Genomic DNA, 15,627 nt, shown 5'->3' on the forward strand with positions numbered 1-15,627 from the left:
ATGGATCTTGATGCCTACTCCGCCGCGCACCGCGATGAGTGGCACGAGCTTGCCCGGCTCGGAGCCCAACGTCGCTTCACCGGGAGCGAATCTGATGAGCTGATCGAGCGGTACCAGTCCGGGGCGAGCCAACTCTCGGCGATCAAGACCACTTCGGGCCAGTCCGTGCAGGGTGATCGCCTGTCGCTGTTGCTCTCGCGAGCCCGGCTGCGGTTCACCGGTGCAGGCAGCAACGTGCTGAGCCAGGTCCCCACCTTCTTCGGTGCGCAGCTTCCCGCGGCGCTCTACCGCATCCGCTGGACCAGCCTCATCGTCACCCTCGCAACCACCCTCATCGCGGTGCTCTACGGCTACTGGGCACTCAACGCGCCAGGAGTCCTCTCGAATTTTGGTACCGAGGAAATGCGCAAGCAATTTGTCGAGCAGGATTTCGTCAAGTACTACTCCAACAACCCGTCGTCATCGTTCACCGGGCAGGTCTGGACTAACAACGCCTGGCTCGCAGCCCAGTGCATCGCATTCGGAATCGTCGGGGTCTACGCGCCGTACCTGCTGTTCATGAACGCCCAGAACATCGGACTCTCCGGCGCGCTGATGGCGTCCCGCGACCGGCTCGACATCTTCTTCCTCTACATCGCACCGCACGGCCAGTTGGAGCTCTACTCGATCTTCGTCGCGGGAGCGGCTGGGATGACCATTTTCTGGGCTTGGATCGCTCCCGGTGCCCGCACACGCGGACAGGCGCTCGCCGAAGAGGGCCGCGCTCTGTTCACCGTGGTGATCGGGCTGGCGCTCTCACTGCTGGTCTCCGGCATCATCGAGGGGTTTGTCACTCGTCAAGACTGGCCGTGGGTGATCAAGATCGGTATCGGAACGGTGGCGCTCGGTTCATTCCTGTTTTATCAGTGGGTGATCGGCCGTCGAGCCGTCCGCGCGGGCGAAACCGGCGACCTCGAGGAGTTCGAGGCTGGCGCGCGCCGGATCGTCGCCGCCTGACCGCGCTGGCTGCTGCCGATCCATCCACCTCCCGTTTTTCCTACCACCGTCGTGTGTGAACAGGGAGGTGGTAGGAAAAATGGGAGGTGGATGACGCGGAGGTGGATGACGCGGGGTGGGGATGACGCAGGGTGGGGATGACGCGGGGCTACAGCCGCCCGGCGGCCTTCAGCGCGATGTAGCGGTCGGCGAGGGCCGGCGGGAGATCCGCGGGGGTACCGGTGACGACATCCGCCCCCAGCTGTCGGATGGCAGTCGAGACCCGGGTGGTGTCGAGCATGGCGCGTTCGGCGGCCGCGGCGCGGTAGACGTTGTCCCGGTCGTCGCGCGACATCGAGGCCGCGAGCACCGAGGGGTCGGTGACCGAGGACACGACGACGGTGTGCGCGCGAGTGAGCTGTGGAAGCATCCCGAGCAGTCCACGGGCGCCGCCGGCCGCATCGATCGACGTCATCAGCACGACCAGTGCCCGCTGGCTCGTCACCGAGCGCACGATCGAAGGGACCGCTGACCAGTCCATCTCGATGAGTTCCGGATCGATGGGGGCCATCACGCTCACCATGCGCGAGAGCAGTTCGGGGCCGCTCGCGCCCTGGACCCTGCCGCGAACCCGCCGGTCGAAGATCACGACATCCACCCGATCACCGGCCCGGGTGGCGAGTGCGCCAAGTAGCAGCGCCGACTCGAAGGCGGTGTCGATGCGCGGTTCGTTTGCGATGCGTGCGGCTGAGGTGCGTCCGCTGTCGATCACGATCACGACCCGGCGATCGCGTTCCGGACGCCAGGTGCGCACGACCAGGTCGCTTCGCCTGGCAGTGGCGCGCCAGTCGATGGAGCGCACGTCGTCGCCGCGCACATATTCCCGCAGGCTGTCGAACTCGGTGCCCTGTCCTCGGATCATCACACTGGCGCGGCCGTCGAGCTCTCGCAGCCGGGCGAGTCGGGATGGCAGGTGCTTGCGGGAATTGAATGGTGGGAGCACCGTGATCGCCCCGGGCAGGTCGATAGTCGCCTGCCGCGCCAGCATCCCGAGCGGCCCGAATGCCCGCACGGTCACCTGAGCAGCGCGCCGTGTCCCGCGGCGAAAAGGGGTCAGGGATGTCTCGATGCGTCGGCGCTCTCCCGCCGGAAGCACCAGACGAGCACGTGTCGGTGCGGCACCGGCGGAGGGTTGCCAGCCGTCCCGCACGACACCGCGAATCCCGCGCCGACCCAGGTTGGTGATCAGGAGCGCGGAGGTAACGGTCTCGCCGAGTCGCACCCGATCTGGCAGCTCCCGCTCGAGTTTGAGGTGTCGGGGAGAGCCGGCCAGCAGCAAGTCGAGCCCACCCACGAGGGCTACGAGCACGAGCCAGAGGCCGAGCCAGTCCGGCTGGTCGAATGCGACGATCGGTACGATCCCGAGCGCGATGAGCAGCACGAACCGTCCGGTCCATGCCATCAGGAAAACCATGCCATCAGAAGCCCCGCATCTAGATCGGCACCTGCACCTGGCTGAGGATCGAGCGCAGGATGGAATCCGGTGCCACGCCCTCCAGTTCCGCCTCCGGCCGCAGCTGGATTCGGTGGCGCCATACCGGCAGCACCATCGCCTGCACATGGTCGGGCGTGATCGAGTCAAATCCGTTGAGCCAGGCCCAGGCCTTCGCCGCCGACAGCAGCGCGGTGGTTCCGCGCGGGCTGACCCCGAGCTTCACGCTGGGACTCTGGCGGGTACCCCGCGCCAGGTCGACGATGTAGGCGAGAAGGTCGGGGGATGCCCGAACCCGTCCGACCTCGATCTGCGCGGCGGCGAGCTGCGCGGCATCCAGCACCGCCGTCACGCCTGCGGCCTCGAGATTACGCGGATTGAAGCCAGCGGCACTTCGGTAAAGCACTTCGAGTTCGTCGGCCCGTTCGGGAATCTCGAGCACGAGCTTCAGCAGGAAGCGGTCGAGCTGCGCCTCGGGAAGCGTGTAGGTGCCCTCGTATTCGATCGGGTTCTGGGTGGCGGCCACGATGAAGGGAATCGGCAGCGGGCGGGTCTCGCCATCCACACTCACCTGGCGCTCTTCCATGGCCTCAAGCAGCGAGGACTGGGTCTTCGGAGGAGTGCGGTTGATCTCGTCCGCGAGCAGGATGTTCGTGAAGACCGGTCCGGCTCGAAAATCGAATTCGCCGCTGCGGGCGTCGTAGACCAGTGATCCCGTGACATCCCCAGGCATGAGGTCCGGCGTGAACTGCACACGCTTCGTCTCGAGCTGCAGGGCCCGGCTCAGGGTGCGAACGAGGAGGGTTTTCGCCACCCCCGGCACACCTTCGAGCAGCACGTGGCCGCCGGTGAGGAGCGCGATGATGAGTCCGCTTACCGCGCCATCCTGGCCGACCACGGCTTTGCCGACCTCCACGCGCACCCGGGCGAATTGCTCGCGAAGCGCCGGGGATCCGCTCGCCGCCTCACTGATCGCTACCCCACCGATAGGGGTCCCGGGGGTGGATGCGGCCTGGTCAGTCTCGGTCATCTGTTAATTCTCCATTGTGATTGGGAGCAGGGGTGATTGGGAGCAGGGGTGATTGGCAGCAGAGGTGGTGAGCAACGTGGGTAATAAGCAGGGTCAGGATGGTCGGATGTCACGGGTAACCGTCTGCTCGAGATCGAGCAGCGCGTCGGAGAGCCGCACCAGTTCGCGGTCACTGCGGGGATCCGCGGTGAGCAAGAGGGATCGGATGGCGGCGGGATCCGTTGCGGTCACGCTCGCCACTGCCGCAATCACGTCATCCACTGTGGCGAGGCGCGGCAGTCCGCACAGGGTTGCCAGCCGCGAGACCGAACCGATCCGCAGCGAGTCGAGTGCCCGGAGTCGGGCCGCACCCTTTTGGTAGAGCCGTGCGCGGCCCTCCATCGTTTCGCTCGCACGCACCACGACGGGGAGGTTCTCGACCACGAGAGGTCCGAGACGGCGGCCACGCCAGAACGCGGCGGCGATCGCGACGATGATGAGCAACGTGGACGCGCCACCCACCCAGGCCGGGGTGAGATCGGCGATGGTGCGCCCCTTCGCGGAGGTGTCATCGATGGTGGGCAGGTACCAGACGAGCCGATCGTTGCCACCGAGCAGGGTGAGGGCGAGGGCGGCGTTGCCGCGCTGGGCGACGTGTTCGTTGTCGAACGCGGCAGTCGTGCCAACCACGGTGATGTGCGTGGCGCCCCGGGAGATATCTACGAGAGAGAAAGTGTTGGTGCCGCTGGAAAAGCACGCGGTCGTGTTTGCCGCTGTGTCGAGCACACGGAACCCGGATCCGGCACCGCTCACGCGTCCCGCCGCGGTCGCCGCGGGCAGAGAACAGCCTGCGGCAAGGGAACTACGACTCACCACACCGGCGAGACCGACCTCTGGTGCAAGGGCGGCGATCTGCGAATAGCTGGGTGACAGCACAATGACATGGGTGGCACGGGAGGCGAGGTCTCGCAGCTGTGCCCGGTCGAGATTGCCGTCCGGGTCGACGAGAAACAGGGTCGAAGCGGTGGGGCCGCCCAGTGCCGATGTCGCACCGGCCAGGGTCGCGGGCACCGAGACATCCACTCCCTGTGCGCGCAGCACTTCGGCGATGGCCCTGCTGCCGGCCGGTGCCGCATTGGTTGGCGAGAACGGCACCCCGGTAGTTGACGAGCCGGCGCTGGCGAGCACGATCACGGCGATCAGGACCAGAACGACCGCCGCAACGACCCAGTACAGTGCCCTGCGGGTCGCGACCCGGATAGTCGGCGTGAGGGTGGTGGCGCTGATCGGCTGCCCGCTCATCGCCTGCCCGCTCATCGCCTGCCCGCTCATCGACTGCCCAGCGCGTTCGCCTGCCCAGCGAAGCGGACCGTGCGCAGGTCATATTCGAGGCTGTCGGCGTCGCGGTAGGCCGCTTCGGTGCCATCTCGGCTGAGGTAGCGAACATCGTCGAAGGCGGATGCCGCGGCCGAAAGTCGCTCGGAGAAAGCCGGCAGCACGACTCCGGCACGCGCCGCGAAGTCCTTCGCCGTGGTGCCGGGGGAGACGGTGACCAGGGTGCGCTCGGCGAGCCCGCGGGCGATCGAGCGGAACATCTCCTCGATGGCACGCACCCACTGAGACTTGGCAGCCAGCGCCTCGGCGGAACGGCGCATCGCAGCAGCATCACGCGCATCGTCATCGCCGAACAGGATGCCAGCCCCGGCACTTCGCCGGTTGAGCCTCGGGGCGCCGAAAATGAAGAAGGCCGCCACGACGGCGGCGACGACGATGATCAGCGCCACGATGAGAATAGGTGCCTGCACGCCAGCACCACCGTCGATCCTGAGGGACTGCAGCCAGTCCCAGAAGGCTTTCGAGGCCCGATCGAACCAGGTGGGCTGGGCGGACCGGTATTCCGACTTGGAAAGCTCCTGAACGACCCAGCGCTGAGCCTGCCCGGAGTCGGGGGTCACCGGAACATCGAAGCGAACCGAAGCCAGTCTGCTCATACCCACGGAGAATCGTCGCGGAGCGAAACGTCATTGGCCGCCGCACCATTCGCTGTCGCACCATTCGCTGGTGCACGATTCGCTGGTACACCGTGTTCGAGTGGATCGCTCACGTCCCCGGTCTGCTTCGTCTCGACGTAGCGCGCAAGTTCCAGGTCGAGACCCTCCTTGCGAATGCGCAGATCGAGGTAGATCAGCGCGGTTGTGGCCGATTGCACCACGGAGGTGATCGACAGGAAAACAACGGTGATCGCAATGGCGAGCACGGAGAGCGCGGCCATCAGCACGATCGCTCCACTCGCCCCCTGTCCCTGGGGATCGGCCAGTCCCCCGGCGATCGGCGCGATGAAGCGCAGCGGCAGCGACACCACCTGGTTGACAACACCAACGATCACCGCCACCAGTGCAGTGATACCGAGAGTGCGCCAGAAATACCCTGTGGTGAGCGACCAGGACCTCGCGATAGACGACCGGATGCCCATCCGCTCGATCATGAGCACGCTCGGTACCAGAGCCAGTTTGGTGCCGAGCCAGACATAGATGACGGTGAGACCGAAGAACGCGAGCATACCGATCACGACGGCGGCGATGATGCCTCCGATACCGAAGTTGAACGCCAGAAGAAGGATGATCACGACAACGATCGCGATCAGCACCGTCGAGGCGAGTGCGAGCATGGCCGCCCAGCCGACGAGCGCACCCATGCGCCCGCGCGCTCGAGCCCACAGCCCGCGAAAGGTCGATTTCTCGCCGACGGCGCCGCGCGATACTTCGAGCACGATGATGCCCTGGAGCACCGCGGTTGCGATGACCGAAAGCAGGGCGGGGATGATCGAGGCCACCACGATGAGTCCGGTGCCGCCTGCGGTGATCTGGCCCGCATTCCTGGCGGTACTCGAGTCGATTCGGGAGAGCGCCGCGAAGGTCGCCCCCGCCACCACGAGAACCAGCAGCAGGTAGGCACTGCCCTGGATGAGCAGGGCAGCACCGAAGGTCGGTTTGGGGTTCCGACGCAGCACCCGGAATGCCGCGCCGAGAATTGTGCCGAGGTCGAGCGGTCTCAGGGGGACCAATCCGGGCTTCGGCGGTGGGGCCCAGCCCGGGATCATTCCCGGAGGGCCGACGGTCGCACTGGGAGCGCCGGGGGGACTCCCAGCACCGGCAGCAGTCGGAGGCGTGGGGTAAGCGGAAGCCCCCGGGCTCACCCACCCCACCTGGTCATGAGCGGGTCGGTCGCCAGCAGGTTGGCCGCCCGCGGGTTGGTCACTGCCGTATCCGCCGGTGCCATGCTGGTCGCTCACGCGTGATCCCCTCGTTGCAGCCGAATGTTCGGTGTCATGCACGCCGCGCATCCCATAGGTTTATGCTTTCACACTCGGCTACTCTTGTGCCAACGCACCGGAGAACGCCCCAGACCAGCAGCTCGAAACGAAGACCGGATAATGACCGCACGCATTCTCGTAGTCGATGACGACACCGCTCTCGCGGAAATGATCGGGATTGTGTTGCGCTCTGAAGGGTTCGAGCCCTCATTCTGTGCAGATGGCGGCGTCGCGCTCGCCGCGTTCCGCGAGATGAAGCCCGATCTCGTGCTTCTCGATCTCATGCTTCCCGGCAAAGACGGCATCGAAGTCTGCGCGGAGATCCGCACCGAGTCCGGCGTGCCGATCATCATGCTGACCGCTAAGTCAGACTCCACGGATGTGGTGCGCGGGTTGGAAAGCGGAGCGGATGATTACGTCGTCAAGCCGTTCAATCCGAAGGAATTGGTTGCCCGCATCCGCACCCGTCTGCGTCCGATCTCGACTGTCTCCACCTCCGTGCTGCAGGTGGGTGACCTGCAGCTCGATGTTGCGGGTCACGAGGTGAAGCGAGGCGCGGCGAAGATCAATCTCACGCCGCTTGAGTTCGAACTGTTGCTCGCTCTCGCGCTCCAGCCGCAGCAGGTCTTCACACGGGAGATGCTGCTCGAGCAGGTCTGGGGCTATCACTACAAGGCCGACACCCGACTCGTCAACGTGCACGTGCAGCGGCTGCGGGCCAAGGTGGAGGAGGATCCGGACTCCCCGCGCATCGTCATGACCGTGCGGGGCGTCGGCTACCGCGCGGGCTCCAGCACCTGACCCAGCGCCAGGTCAGGAAGATCTTTGACTCGTGAATAGCTTCGACTGGCGCTCCTACCCGAATCGCCTCGTGCATGTCTGGCGGGCCTCGCTGCAGTTTCGCACCGTGGCGATTACCGTGCTGCTGTCGGGGTTCGCGGTCATCGTCATCGGGGGATTTCTGTCGGTGAGCATCTCCACTAACCTGTTCGCGTCACGCAGCGTGCAGGTGCAGGAGGAGGCGCGCACGATCCATAACCAGGCCCAGAGCACCTTTGATGCCGCACAGCCGGCAAATGACCAGTCGCCGACGGTCGAGCTTGACAACGTCGCTAACTCGGTCACCGACAAGATCCTGCCGTCGACGACGGCACCGGGCAGCACCAAGTTCGCGATCAAGCGCACTCCGGGGCAGGCCGAAACTCCACAAAACATCCAGCCACTGTCATCAACCAACTTTCCCGAGGGGATAGTCACTGATTCCCTTCGCAAGAGGGTGATCAAGGATGTCACTCACGTGCAGTCGCAGTCGGCGATGCTGCCGGGCGGCTCCCCCGCCCTCGTGGTCGGATCCCAGATCCGCGTGCCAACCGCTGGAAGTTACGAGCTGTATCTCGTCTATGACCTCTCCTCGGTGCAGACGACCCTCGGATACGTGCAGCGGACCCTCGCGCTGGGTGGCCTTGCGCTGGTGCTGCTGATCGCCGCGGTCACCTACACGGTGGTGCGGCTCGTCGTCGGTCCGATCAGACTCGCCGCAGAAACCAGTGAGAAGCTCGCGGCCGGTCAGCTGGAGCAGCGCATTCCGGAGAAAGGAGAGGACGTGATCGCCACGCTCGCCCGCTCATTTAACGGCATGGCTGACAGCCTCCAGAAGCAGATCACCAAGCTGGCCGAGCTGTCGCGGCTTCAGCAGCGTTTCGTGTCTGATGTCTCGCACGAGCTGCGAACGCCACTCACCACCATCCGCCTCGCCGGTGATGTGCTCTACGACCATCGCGCAGACTTCGCCCCGGCGACCGCGCGCACGGCCGAGCTGCTTCACACGCAGGTGCAGCGCTTCGAGGTTTTGCTCGCTGACCTGCTCGAAGTGAGTCGCTACGACGCGGGAGCTGTGGAACTCGATCTGGAGCCCACCAACCTGGTGCGCCTGGTCGAAGACGCCGTCGACGGCATGCAGCCACTCGCAGAACAGCGCGGCTCGTCGGTGCGCCTTGTCGCACCGGGTGGGTACTTCGAGGCGGAGGTCGATGCCCGCCGCATCCGCCGGGTACTGCGCAATCTGCTTGGCAACGCGGTGGAGCACGGCGAGGGAAAGCCCATCGTCGTGATGGTTGACAGCAATAAGACTGCGATCGCCCTGACCGTGCGTGATTATGGCACCGGGATGAAGCCGACGGATGTCACGCGGGTCTTCGACCGCTTCTGGCGAGCGGATCCGTCTCGGCAGCGCACGATCGGCGGCACCGGCCTCGGGCTCGCTATCTCGCTTGAGGATGCCACTTTGCACGACGGTCGACTCGAGGTCTGGTCGGAGCTGGGTGTCGGCACCTGCTTTCGCTTGACCCTCCCGCGGGAGCGTGGGCGTGCGATCGTCTCCTCGCCGCTCGAGCTTCCGCCGGATGACGCCCTCCACCTCGAGGAGGTGCAGGATGCCTGAGCGCCCCGCCACGAGCCCACGGCGCGGTGTGCTCGCTGCCATTGTCGCGACGACGATTCTTGCGCTTACCGCCTGCGTGGGTATCCCGAGTTCCGGGCCGGTGAATGTGGGGCTCTCGCTGAGCGAAGACAGTGGTGGGTCGAACATCGCCTTCAATCCGGAAGGTCCCCAGAGCGGTGCCACGCAGCAGGGGATTCTTCGGGGTTTCGTGGCCTCGTTCACCTCGACCACCGGTGGGTATGCGGTCTCAAAACAGTTTCTTTCGCAGTCATTTGCCGGCAAGTGGGATCCGCGGCAGAGCGTGCAGGTGCGTTCGGGAGTGCCGCAGATCGGCCAAGTCGATGGCAGCACGCTGACCTACTCATTCGACACCGTGGCTACCGTGGACGGCACGGGCAGCTACTCCCAGAACAGCCAGTCATTCACCCTCACCTTCAGCTTTGTGAAGGAGGATGGCCAGTGGCGCATCAGCGCGGCCCCGGATGGCATCGTGCTCGCTGACCAGACTTTCGAGCGTATTTTCCGGCAGTATCCCGTGTACTTCTTCGCGCCAGACAACCGCTACCTCGTGCCCGACGTGCGCTGGTACCCGAGCGGTACGGCATCCACACGCATCGTGACGGCGTTGCTTGCCGGTCCACCGGATTGGCTGAAGGGTGCGGCGTTTTCCCGTTTTCCCGACGGCACTAAGCTCTCCGATGCCAGCAGCGTCGTGACTCTGATCGAGGGGGTTGCGGCGGTGGATCTCTCGAAGGAAGCCCTCGCGGCGAGCGCCCGGGATCGCCAATACATGTACCTCCAACTCACCGAGTCGCTGCGGGCGGTGTCGAGCATCTCGAAGGTGAGCCTTTCGATCCAGGGCACGGCAGTGCAGCTCGACGATCTGGGCTCTGCCGCACCCCAGGTCGACATGTCGGTGGACAGTCAGGCGCTTGCCCTGCGTCGGGGCGAATTCGGCTTTTACGCGAACGCCAGCGTCGCCGGAATTGCCGGAATCAGCTCGAAAGTGGTCGCGCTCCAACCGAAGGATGCCACGCTTTCCTCCGACCGGCAGTCGGTGGCGGTGCTTGGCAGCGGGGGAGTGTCGCTCGTGTCGAGGGGTGCCGCGCCTGCACTCATCGACGCGCGGCCCGATCTCATTGCCCCCTCGCTCGATGAAGACGGCTACATCTGGTCGGTGCCGGCGAACATGCCCAACGCCATCATTGTTTTCGATGCCAGTGGCACCCGTCACACCATTTCTCCGAAATTGCAGGATGGATCCCAGATTGTCACCCTCCAGGTCTCCCGGGAGGGCGCCCGAGTGCTGCTGCTGCTGTCGACTCCCACCGGCCCCCGCCTCATGGTGGCAGCCATCCTGCGTAACGAGAAGCTCGATCCCACCGGCATCGGGCCGGCCGTTGTCGACGTGTCTCTCGGAAACGGGGACGCGGTGGACGCCACGTGGGTGGACCAGTGGACGGTGGGTACTCTCATCACCACCGCTGGCCAATCCAAGGTCGAACTGTTCGCGATCGGCGGGCAGAAGACAACACTCAGTTCGCTCCTGCCGTCCCGGCAAATTGTGGGGGGCAACAAGGGTAGGGACGGCCTCCGAGTTCTCGGCCGGGACGATTCCGCGATCTACACCTGGGGCGGCAGCAGCTGGCAGTCATCCCAGGTTGTTGTGGACTTCATCGCCACCCAGCGCTAGTCCCGCACAGGCTTTCCAACGGCCGAACAGTGCCCCGATCAGCACCGGTAACGACGCTGAGTCGTCGAGGTGGGAAGAATTTTGGTATGCCACCCTCGATGCGCAGACTGCGGCCCGACCCCACACGCGGTACCGCCCCCGCTGCCATTCGCGGTGCCATCCGTGAGGCCACCCGTGATGCTCTCGCGGTGCTGCTGCCGGTCTCGTGCGCAGGATGCGGCGCAGACGACCGCGCACTCTGCGGTGCCTGCCGCAGCCAACTCGAGTCACAGCCTGTTCTGCGCTCGCTGAGTGACGGCACTGCGGTGTGGGCTGCCCTTGCCTACGACGGTGTGGTGCGCCGGGTCATCCTCGCGCTCAAGGAGCAGGGGCGCACGGATGTCGCACGAGCACTGGCCGTCTCGCTGACGACTGCGGTCGACCGCGCCCTGCTGCACGCGGCGGATCCGGCGGCGGGGCAAATCGAGCTGCTCGTTCCCCCGGTGAGCCGAGCATCATTCCGGCGGCGCGGGTATGACCCGGTCTGGCTGCTGGCACGGGCGGCCGGCCTGCCCCGCCCCGCGAGAGTCCTCGTAAACCTGCATGAGCGGGCAAGTCAGAAGAGCCTTGATCGTGCACAGCGAGGCACGAATCTCGCCGGTTCGATGGGGTCACCGCTGGCGCTGAACGGTCGACGATTTCTCGTGCTCGACGATGTCATCACGACCGGTGCGACGCTGAGCGAGGTCATCCGGTCGCTGCGCGAGGGTGGCGCGGAGGTGGTGGGAGCGGCGGTGGTTGCAGCGACACCACGGCATTCGCTGGGTTTGTCCTCAGAGCTTGAGATAACCCGTGACAGCGGTGCATTGCGGGGACTACGGTAAGCAAAAGAGGCGCGGATTTATCGCCTGGTTCCACCGGGCGACGTGCGTCACGTTACTAGGAACTGGGGAGCGCCATGGAAATTTCCATCAACGGTCGCAACGTAGGGATCACAGATCGGTTTCGGTCCTATGCCACCGAAAAGGCCGAGAAGATCGCCCACCTCGCAGATAAAGCCCTCGCCTTCGAAGTGAAGGTGAGCCGCCATAACGAGAAGAACGGATCGAGTGGCGATGATCGGGTCGAACTCACCCTGATCGGACCGGGACCGCTCGTGCGCGCAGAGTCCAACGGGGCCGATAAGTACGTGGCGCTCGACCTCGCGCTCGACAAGCTCATCGAGCGCCTGCGCCGGGCAAAGGATCGTCAGAAAGTGCACCGTGGCCAGCACCGGCCAACCTCGCTTCGCGAAGCGAGCGCCTCTGGGTTTAGTGGCACCGATATTCGGCCGGCGGACGCCGCGGTGATGGAGAAGGCACGCACTGGCTCTATCGACGTGATCGAAGACGCGGTGTCAGAGGCAGAGGAGGCGGCCTGGTCTCCGGTGGTCATCCGCAAGAAGGTGTTCACTCAAGAGCCAATGACGGTTGACGATGCTCTCTATCACATGGAGTTGGTCGGGCACGATTTCTATCTCTTCATGGATGCAGAGACCGACCGCCCGAGCGTGGTCTACCGGCGTAAAGGCTGGGATTACGGGGTCATCGGGCTCGATGATTCCGCAACCGGGTTGCAGGAGGCCGCGACCGGATCGCGTAGCCGGCGCGGCTGATCCCGACCAGCGCTCACGACTGTGGGGTCACTGCGATCGCGGCGGCCCCACTTCTGGGTTATGCCGCCGTGCGCTCACCGCTACCGCTCACTGAATCATCGGATAGGCCACCGGGTAGTCTTGTTACTATTACGAATTGGTCACAGGCGCCGCTCCGCGGCATCGCCGTGACGCATCCCACATTCATCTGGAGTTAGCAGTGGCCAACGTTCTCGAAAAGGTCCTTCGTGTCGGCGAGGGTCGCGTCCTGCGACGGTTGGAGCGGTACGCGCAAGCGGTCAACCACCTGGAGGATGATTTCAGCGCCCTCAGTGACGAGGACCTGAAGAACGAGACCGTGGAGTTTCGCGAGCGGTACTCCGCCGGGGAGTCTCTCGAAGATCTGCTTCCCGAGGCCTTTGCCGCCGTGCGCGAGGCGGCCAAGCGCACCCTCGGTATGCGTCACTTCGACGTACAGCTCATGGGCGGCGCCGCGCTCCACCTTGCCAACATCGCGGAAATGAAGACCGGCGAGGGCAAGACCCTCGTGGCGACCCTCGCGGCCTACCTCAACGCCATCCCCTCGCGCGGCGTGCATGTGATTACCGTAAACGACTATCTCGCGAGCTACCAGTCCGAGCTGATGGGGCGCATCTACCGCGCACTCGGTATGTCCACCGGCGTCATTTTGTCTGGACAGACCCCGCTGGAACGCCGCGAACAGTATGAAGCGGACATCACCTACGGCACGAATAACGAGTTCGGTTTCGACTATCTCCGCGACAACATGGCGTGGCAGGCCAGCGACATGGTGCAGCGCGGCCACAACTTTGCGATCGTGGATGAAGTGGACTCGATCCTTATCGACGAAGCGCGCACACCGCTGATCATCTCGGGTCCGGCATCCGGCGAAGCGAATCGCTGGTTCGCCGAGTTCGCGAACCTCGCGACGAAGCTGGTTGCGGACGTCGATTACGAGGTCGACGAAAAGAAGCGCACCGTCGGGGTGCTCGAGCCCGGCATCGAAAAAGTCGAGGATTACCTCGGCATCGACAACCTGTACGAGTCGGCCAACACGCCGCTCATCTCGTTTCTCAACAACTCGATCAAGGCATCCGCCCTGTTCAAAAAAGACAAAGACTACGTCGTGATGAACGGCGAGGTGCTGATCGTCGACGAGCACACCGGTCGCATCCTGATGGGCCGCCGCTACAACGAAGGTATCCACCAGGCCATCGAGGCGAAGGAGAACGTGGAGGTCAAGGCCGAGAACCAGACTCTCGCCACCGTCACTCTGCAGAACTACTTCCGCCTGTATAAGAAGCTCTCGGGCATGACCGGAACAGCCGAGACCGAGGCCGCCGAGTTCATGGCGACCTACAAGCTCGGCGTCGTCTCGATCCCCACCAACAAGCCGATGCAGCGCCTCGATAAGTCCGACCTGGTGTACAAGAACGAAGAGGCCAAGTTCGGCCAGGTGGTCGAAGACATCGTCCTTCGTCACGACAAGGGCCAGCCTGTACTCGTCGGCACGACGAGCGTCGAGAAGAGCGAGTACCTGTCAAAGCTCCTCGCGAAGCGTGGCGTCAAGCATGAGGTATTGAACGCCAAGAACCACGCGCGCGAAGCCGCAATCGTTGCGCAGGCTGGTCGCCTCGGGTCCGTCACGGTAGCCACCAATATGGCCGGACGAGGTACCGACGTCATGCTCGGCGGAAACGCGGAGTTCCTGGCTGTCGCCGAGATGAACCAGCGCGGACTCAGCCCAATCGATACCCCGGAGGAGTACGAGAAGGAGTGGGACACCGTATTCGAGCAGGTGAAGAGCGTCGTGCAGGAGGAGGCCGACAAGGTGGTTTCCGTCGGGGGTCTGTATGTGCTCGGCACCGAGCGACACGAGTCTCGCCGCATCGACAACCAGCTTCGTGGACGTTCCGGTCGCCAGGGTGACCCGGGGGAGAGCCGCTTCTACCTGTCTCTCACCGACGACCTGATGCGGCTGTTCAACTCCGCCGCTGCGGAATCCCTGATGGGGCGCGGGAGTGTGCCGGATGACCTGGCGATCGAGTCGAAAGTGGTGAGCCGCGCCATCCGCAGTGCCCAGGGCCAGGTGGAATCGCGCAATGCGGAGATCCGCAAGAACGTGCTCAAGTACGACGACGTGCTCAACCGCCAACGCGAGGCGATCTACGGGGACCGTCGGCACATCCTCGAGGGTGACGACCTCCAGGATCGCACCTCCAAGTTCCTCGAAGACGTGATCACCGAGGTCGTGGACGTTCACACCTCAGAGGGCCACGCCGATGACTGGGATTTCGAAGCGTTGTGGACCGAGCTGGGCACGCTGTATCCGGTGTCGATCACAATCGATGAGCTCCTGAGCGAGGCCGGTTCGCGAAACCGGGTGACCACCGCACTGCTCACCGAGGAGATCCTCTCCGACGCCCGTGTGCAGTACGAGGCGCGCACCACCGCGCTCGGCGAGCCAGCCATGCGCGAACTCGAGCGACGCGTCGTGCTCTCCGTGATCGACCGACGCTGGCGTGATCACCTCTATGAGATGGACTATCTCAAGGACGGTATTGGACTGCGCGCGATGGCTCAGCGCGATCCCCTCGTCGAGTATCAGCGCGAAGGATTCGCCCTGTACCAGAGCATGATGGGGCAGATCCGCGAAGAATCAGTGGGATTCCTGTTCAATCTCGAAGTCGAGGTAACCGGGGGAGAGGCCACGGCCGCGGTCCCGACTGTCGCAGCCAAGGGACTCACCGGCAACGCCGCTCCGGTTGATCGACTCAGCTACTCCGCGCCGAATGCCGACAACCAGGGTGAGGTGGAGGTGCGCAACGCGCGTGGCCAACTCGACCGGGCATCGACGGCTAGTGCGCAGGAGGAACAGGAAGCCGCGGGCAGCGGATCGTCCTTCGGCCGGGCCGCGACTGCCGAGGGCCAGCGTGGAGCGTTCGGCCAGAGCCCATCCGGCGCTGCACCGGTCAACCGGGCCGAACGCCGCGCGCAGGACAAACGCAAGGGCTGAACCGGCGATCCACGCCTGGCTCCATCGCTTCGTTGGAGCACCAAAGCCCTCACATT

12 protein-coding genes are annotated in these 15,627 nt (G+C 64.8%); 7 read left to right on the plus strand and 5 right to left on the minus strand.

Annotation, left to right across the window (positions count from 1 at the left end; all coding sequences use genetic code 11):
* A complete protein-coding gene (locus IWX88_RS01970) occupies positions 1 to 996 on the plus strand; it encodes a stage II sporulation protein M (RefSeq protein WP_196826715.1) in 996 nt (331 codons plus the stop codon).
* 148 nt (positions 997 to 1,144) lie between these two features.
* On the opposite strand, the gene IWX88_RS01975 is transcribed toward IWX88_RS01970, so the two are convergent.
* The 5 genes from IWX88_RS01975 to IWX88_RS01995 all read right to left on the minus strand — a co-directional run bounded on the left by IWX88_RS01975 (position 1,145) and on the right by IWX88_RS01995 (position 6,768).
* Positions 1,145 to 2,437 (minus strand): DUF58 domain-containing protein, encoded by a 1,293-nt coding sequence (locus IWX88_RS01975; protein WP_196826716.1) that lies wholly within the window; start codon positions 2,435 to 2,437, stop codon positions 1,145 to 1,147.
* Between the two features lie 31 nt (positions 2,438 to 2,468).
* Positions 2,469 to 3,497 (minus strand): MoxR family ATPase, encoded by a 1,029-nt coding sequence (locus IWX88_RS01980; protein ID WP_196826717.1) that lies wholly within the window; start codon positions 3,495 to 3,497, stop codon positions 2,469 to 2,471.
* A gap of 93 nt (positions 3,498 to 3,590) precedes the next feature.
* Positions 3,591 to 4,808, minus strand: a complete 1,218-nt coding sequence (locus tag IWX88_RS01985) for a DUF4350 domain-containing protein (protein WP_196826718.1) — start codon at positions 4,806 to 4,808, stop codon at positions 3,591 to 3,593.
* Positions 4,805 to 5,467, minus strand: a complete 663-nt coding sequence (locus IWX88_RS01990) for a DUF4129 domain-containing protein (RefSeq protein WP_196826719.1) — start codon at positions 5,465 to 5,467, stop codon at positions 4,805 to 4,807. Before IWX88_RS01990 ends, IWX88_RS01985 begins: the two co-directional genes overlap by 4 nt.
* Positions 5,464 to 6,768, minus strand: a complete 1,305-nt coding sequence (locus IWX88_RS01995; RefSeq protein ID WP_196826720.1) for a hypothetical protein — start codon at positions 6,766 to 6,768, stop codon at positions 5,464 to 5,466. Before IWX88_RS01995 ends, IWX88_RS01990 begins: the two co-directional genes overlap by 4 nt.
* A gap of 141 nt (positions 6,769 to 6,909) precedes the next feature.
* Between IWX88_RS01995 and mtrA the strand changes: the two genes are divergently transcribed.
* The 6 genes from mtrA to secA all read left to right on the plus strand — a co-directional run bounded on the left by mtrA (position 6,910) and on the right by secA (position 15,571).
* Entirely contained in the window at positions 6,910 to 7,590 is a 681-nt protein-coding gene (mtrA, locus tag IWX88_RS02000) for an MtrAB system response regulator MtrA (RefSeq protein WP_196826721.1), read from the plus strand.
* 31 nt (positions 7,591 to 7,621) lie between these two features.
* Positions 7,622 to 9,229 (plus strand): MtrAB system histidine kinase MtrB, encoded by a 1,608-nt coding sequence (mtrB, locus tag IWX88_RS02005; protein ID WP_196826722.1) that lies wholly within the window; start codon positions 7,622 to 7,624, stop codon positions 9,227 to 9,229.
* Complete coding sequence (locus IWX88_RS02010; RefSeq protein ID WP_196826723.1) at positions 9,222 to 10,922, plus strand: LpqB family beta-propeller domain-containing protein; 1,701 nt, start codon at positions 9,222 to 9,224, stop codon at positions 10,920 to 10,922. Before mtrB ends, IWX88_RS02010 begins: the two co-directional genes overlap by 8 nt.
* Positions 10,923 to 11,008: 86 nt before the next feature.
* Positions 11,009 to 11,785, plus strand: a complete 777-nt coding sequence (locus IWX88_RS02015) for a ComF family protein (RefSeq protein WP_196826724.1) — start codon at positions 11,009 to 11,011, stop codon at positions 11,783 to 11,785.
* A gap of 74 nt (positions 11,786 to 11,859) precedes the next feature.
* The gene (gene hpf, locus IWX88_RS02020; protein ID WP_196826725.1) at positions 11,860 to 12,555 is read left to right on the plus strand and encodes a ribosome hibernation-promoting factor, HPF/YfiA family; all 696 of its coding nucleotides are present in this window, start codon (positions 11,860 to 11,862) and stop codon (positions 12,553 to 12,555) included.
* Positions 12,556 to 12,754: 199 nt separating this feature from the next.
* Complete coding sequence (secA, locus tag IWX88_RS02025; protein WP_196826726.1) at positions 12,755 to 15,571, plus strand: preprotein translocase subunit SecA; 2,817 nt, start codon at positions 12,755 to 12,757, stop codon at positions 15,569 to 15,571.
* Positions 15,572 to 15,627 lie beyond the last annotated feature (56 nt).

The sequence above is a fragment of the Frigoribacterium sp. CG_9.8 genome, from assembly GCF_015751965.1.
Lineage (GTDB): Bacteria > Actinomycetota > Actinomycetes > Actinomycetales > Microbacteriaceae > Lacisediminihabitans.

What these genes read in the sequence shown, in the direction of transcription:
- IWX88_RS01970 (WP_196826715.1), top strand. Translation starts at nt 1, where the DNA reads ATGGATCTTGATGCCTACTCCGCCGCGCACCGCGATGAGTGGCACGAG.
- IWX88_RS01975 (WP_196826716.1), bottom strand. Translation starts at nt 2,437, where the DNA reads ATGGCATGGACCGGACGGTTCGTGCTGCTCATCGCGCTCGGGATCGTA.
- IWX88_RS01980 (WP_196826717.1), bottom strand. Translation starts at nt 3,497, where the DNA reads ATGACCGAGACTGACCAGGCCGCATCCACCCCCGGGACCCCTATCGGT.
- IWX88_RS01985 (WP_196826718.1), bottom strand. Translation starts at nt 4,808, where the DNA reads ATGAGCGGGCAGGCGATGAGCGGGCAGGCGATGAGCGGGCAGCCGATC.
- IWX88_RS01990 (WP_196826719.1), bottom strand. Translation starts at nt 5,467, where the DNA reads ATGAGCAGACTGGCTTCGGTTCGCTTCGATGTTCCGGTGACCCCCGAC.
- mtrA (WP_196826721.1), top strand. Translation starts at nt 6,910, where the DNA reads ATGACCGCACGCATTCTCGTAGTCGATGACGACACCGCTCTCGCGGAA.
- IWX88_RS02010 (WP_196826723.1), top strand. Translation starts at nt 9,222, where the DNA reads ATGCCTGAGCGCCCCGCCACGAGCCCACGGCGCGGTGTGCTCGCTGCC.
- IWX88_RS02015 (WP_196826724.1), top strand. Translation starts at nt 11,009, where the DNA reads ATGCCACCCTCGATGCGCAGACTGCGGCCCGACCCCACACGCGGTACC.
- hpf (WP_196826725.1), top strand. Translation starts at nt 11,860, where the DNA reads ATGGAAATTTCCATCAACGGTCGCAACGTAGGGATCACAGATCGGTTT.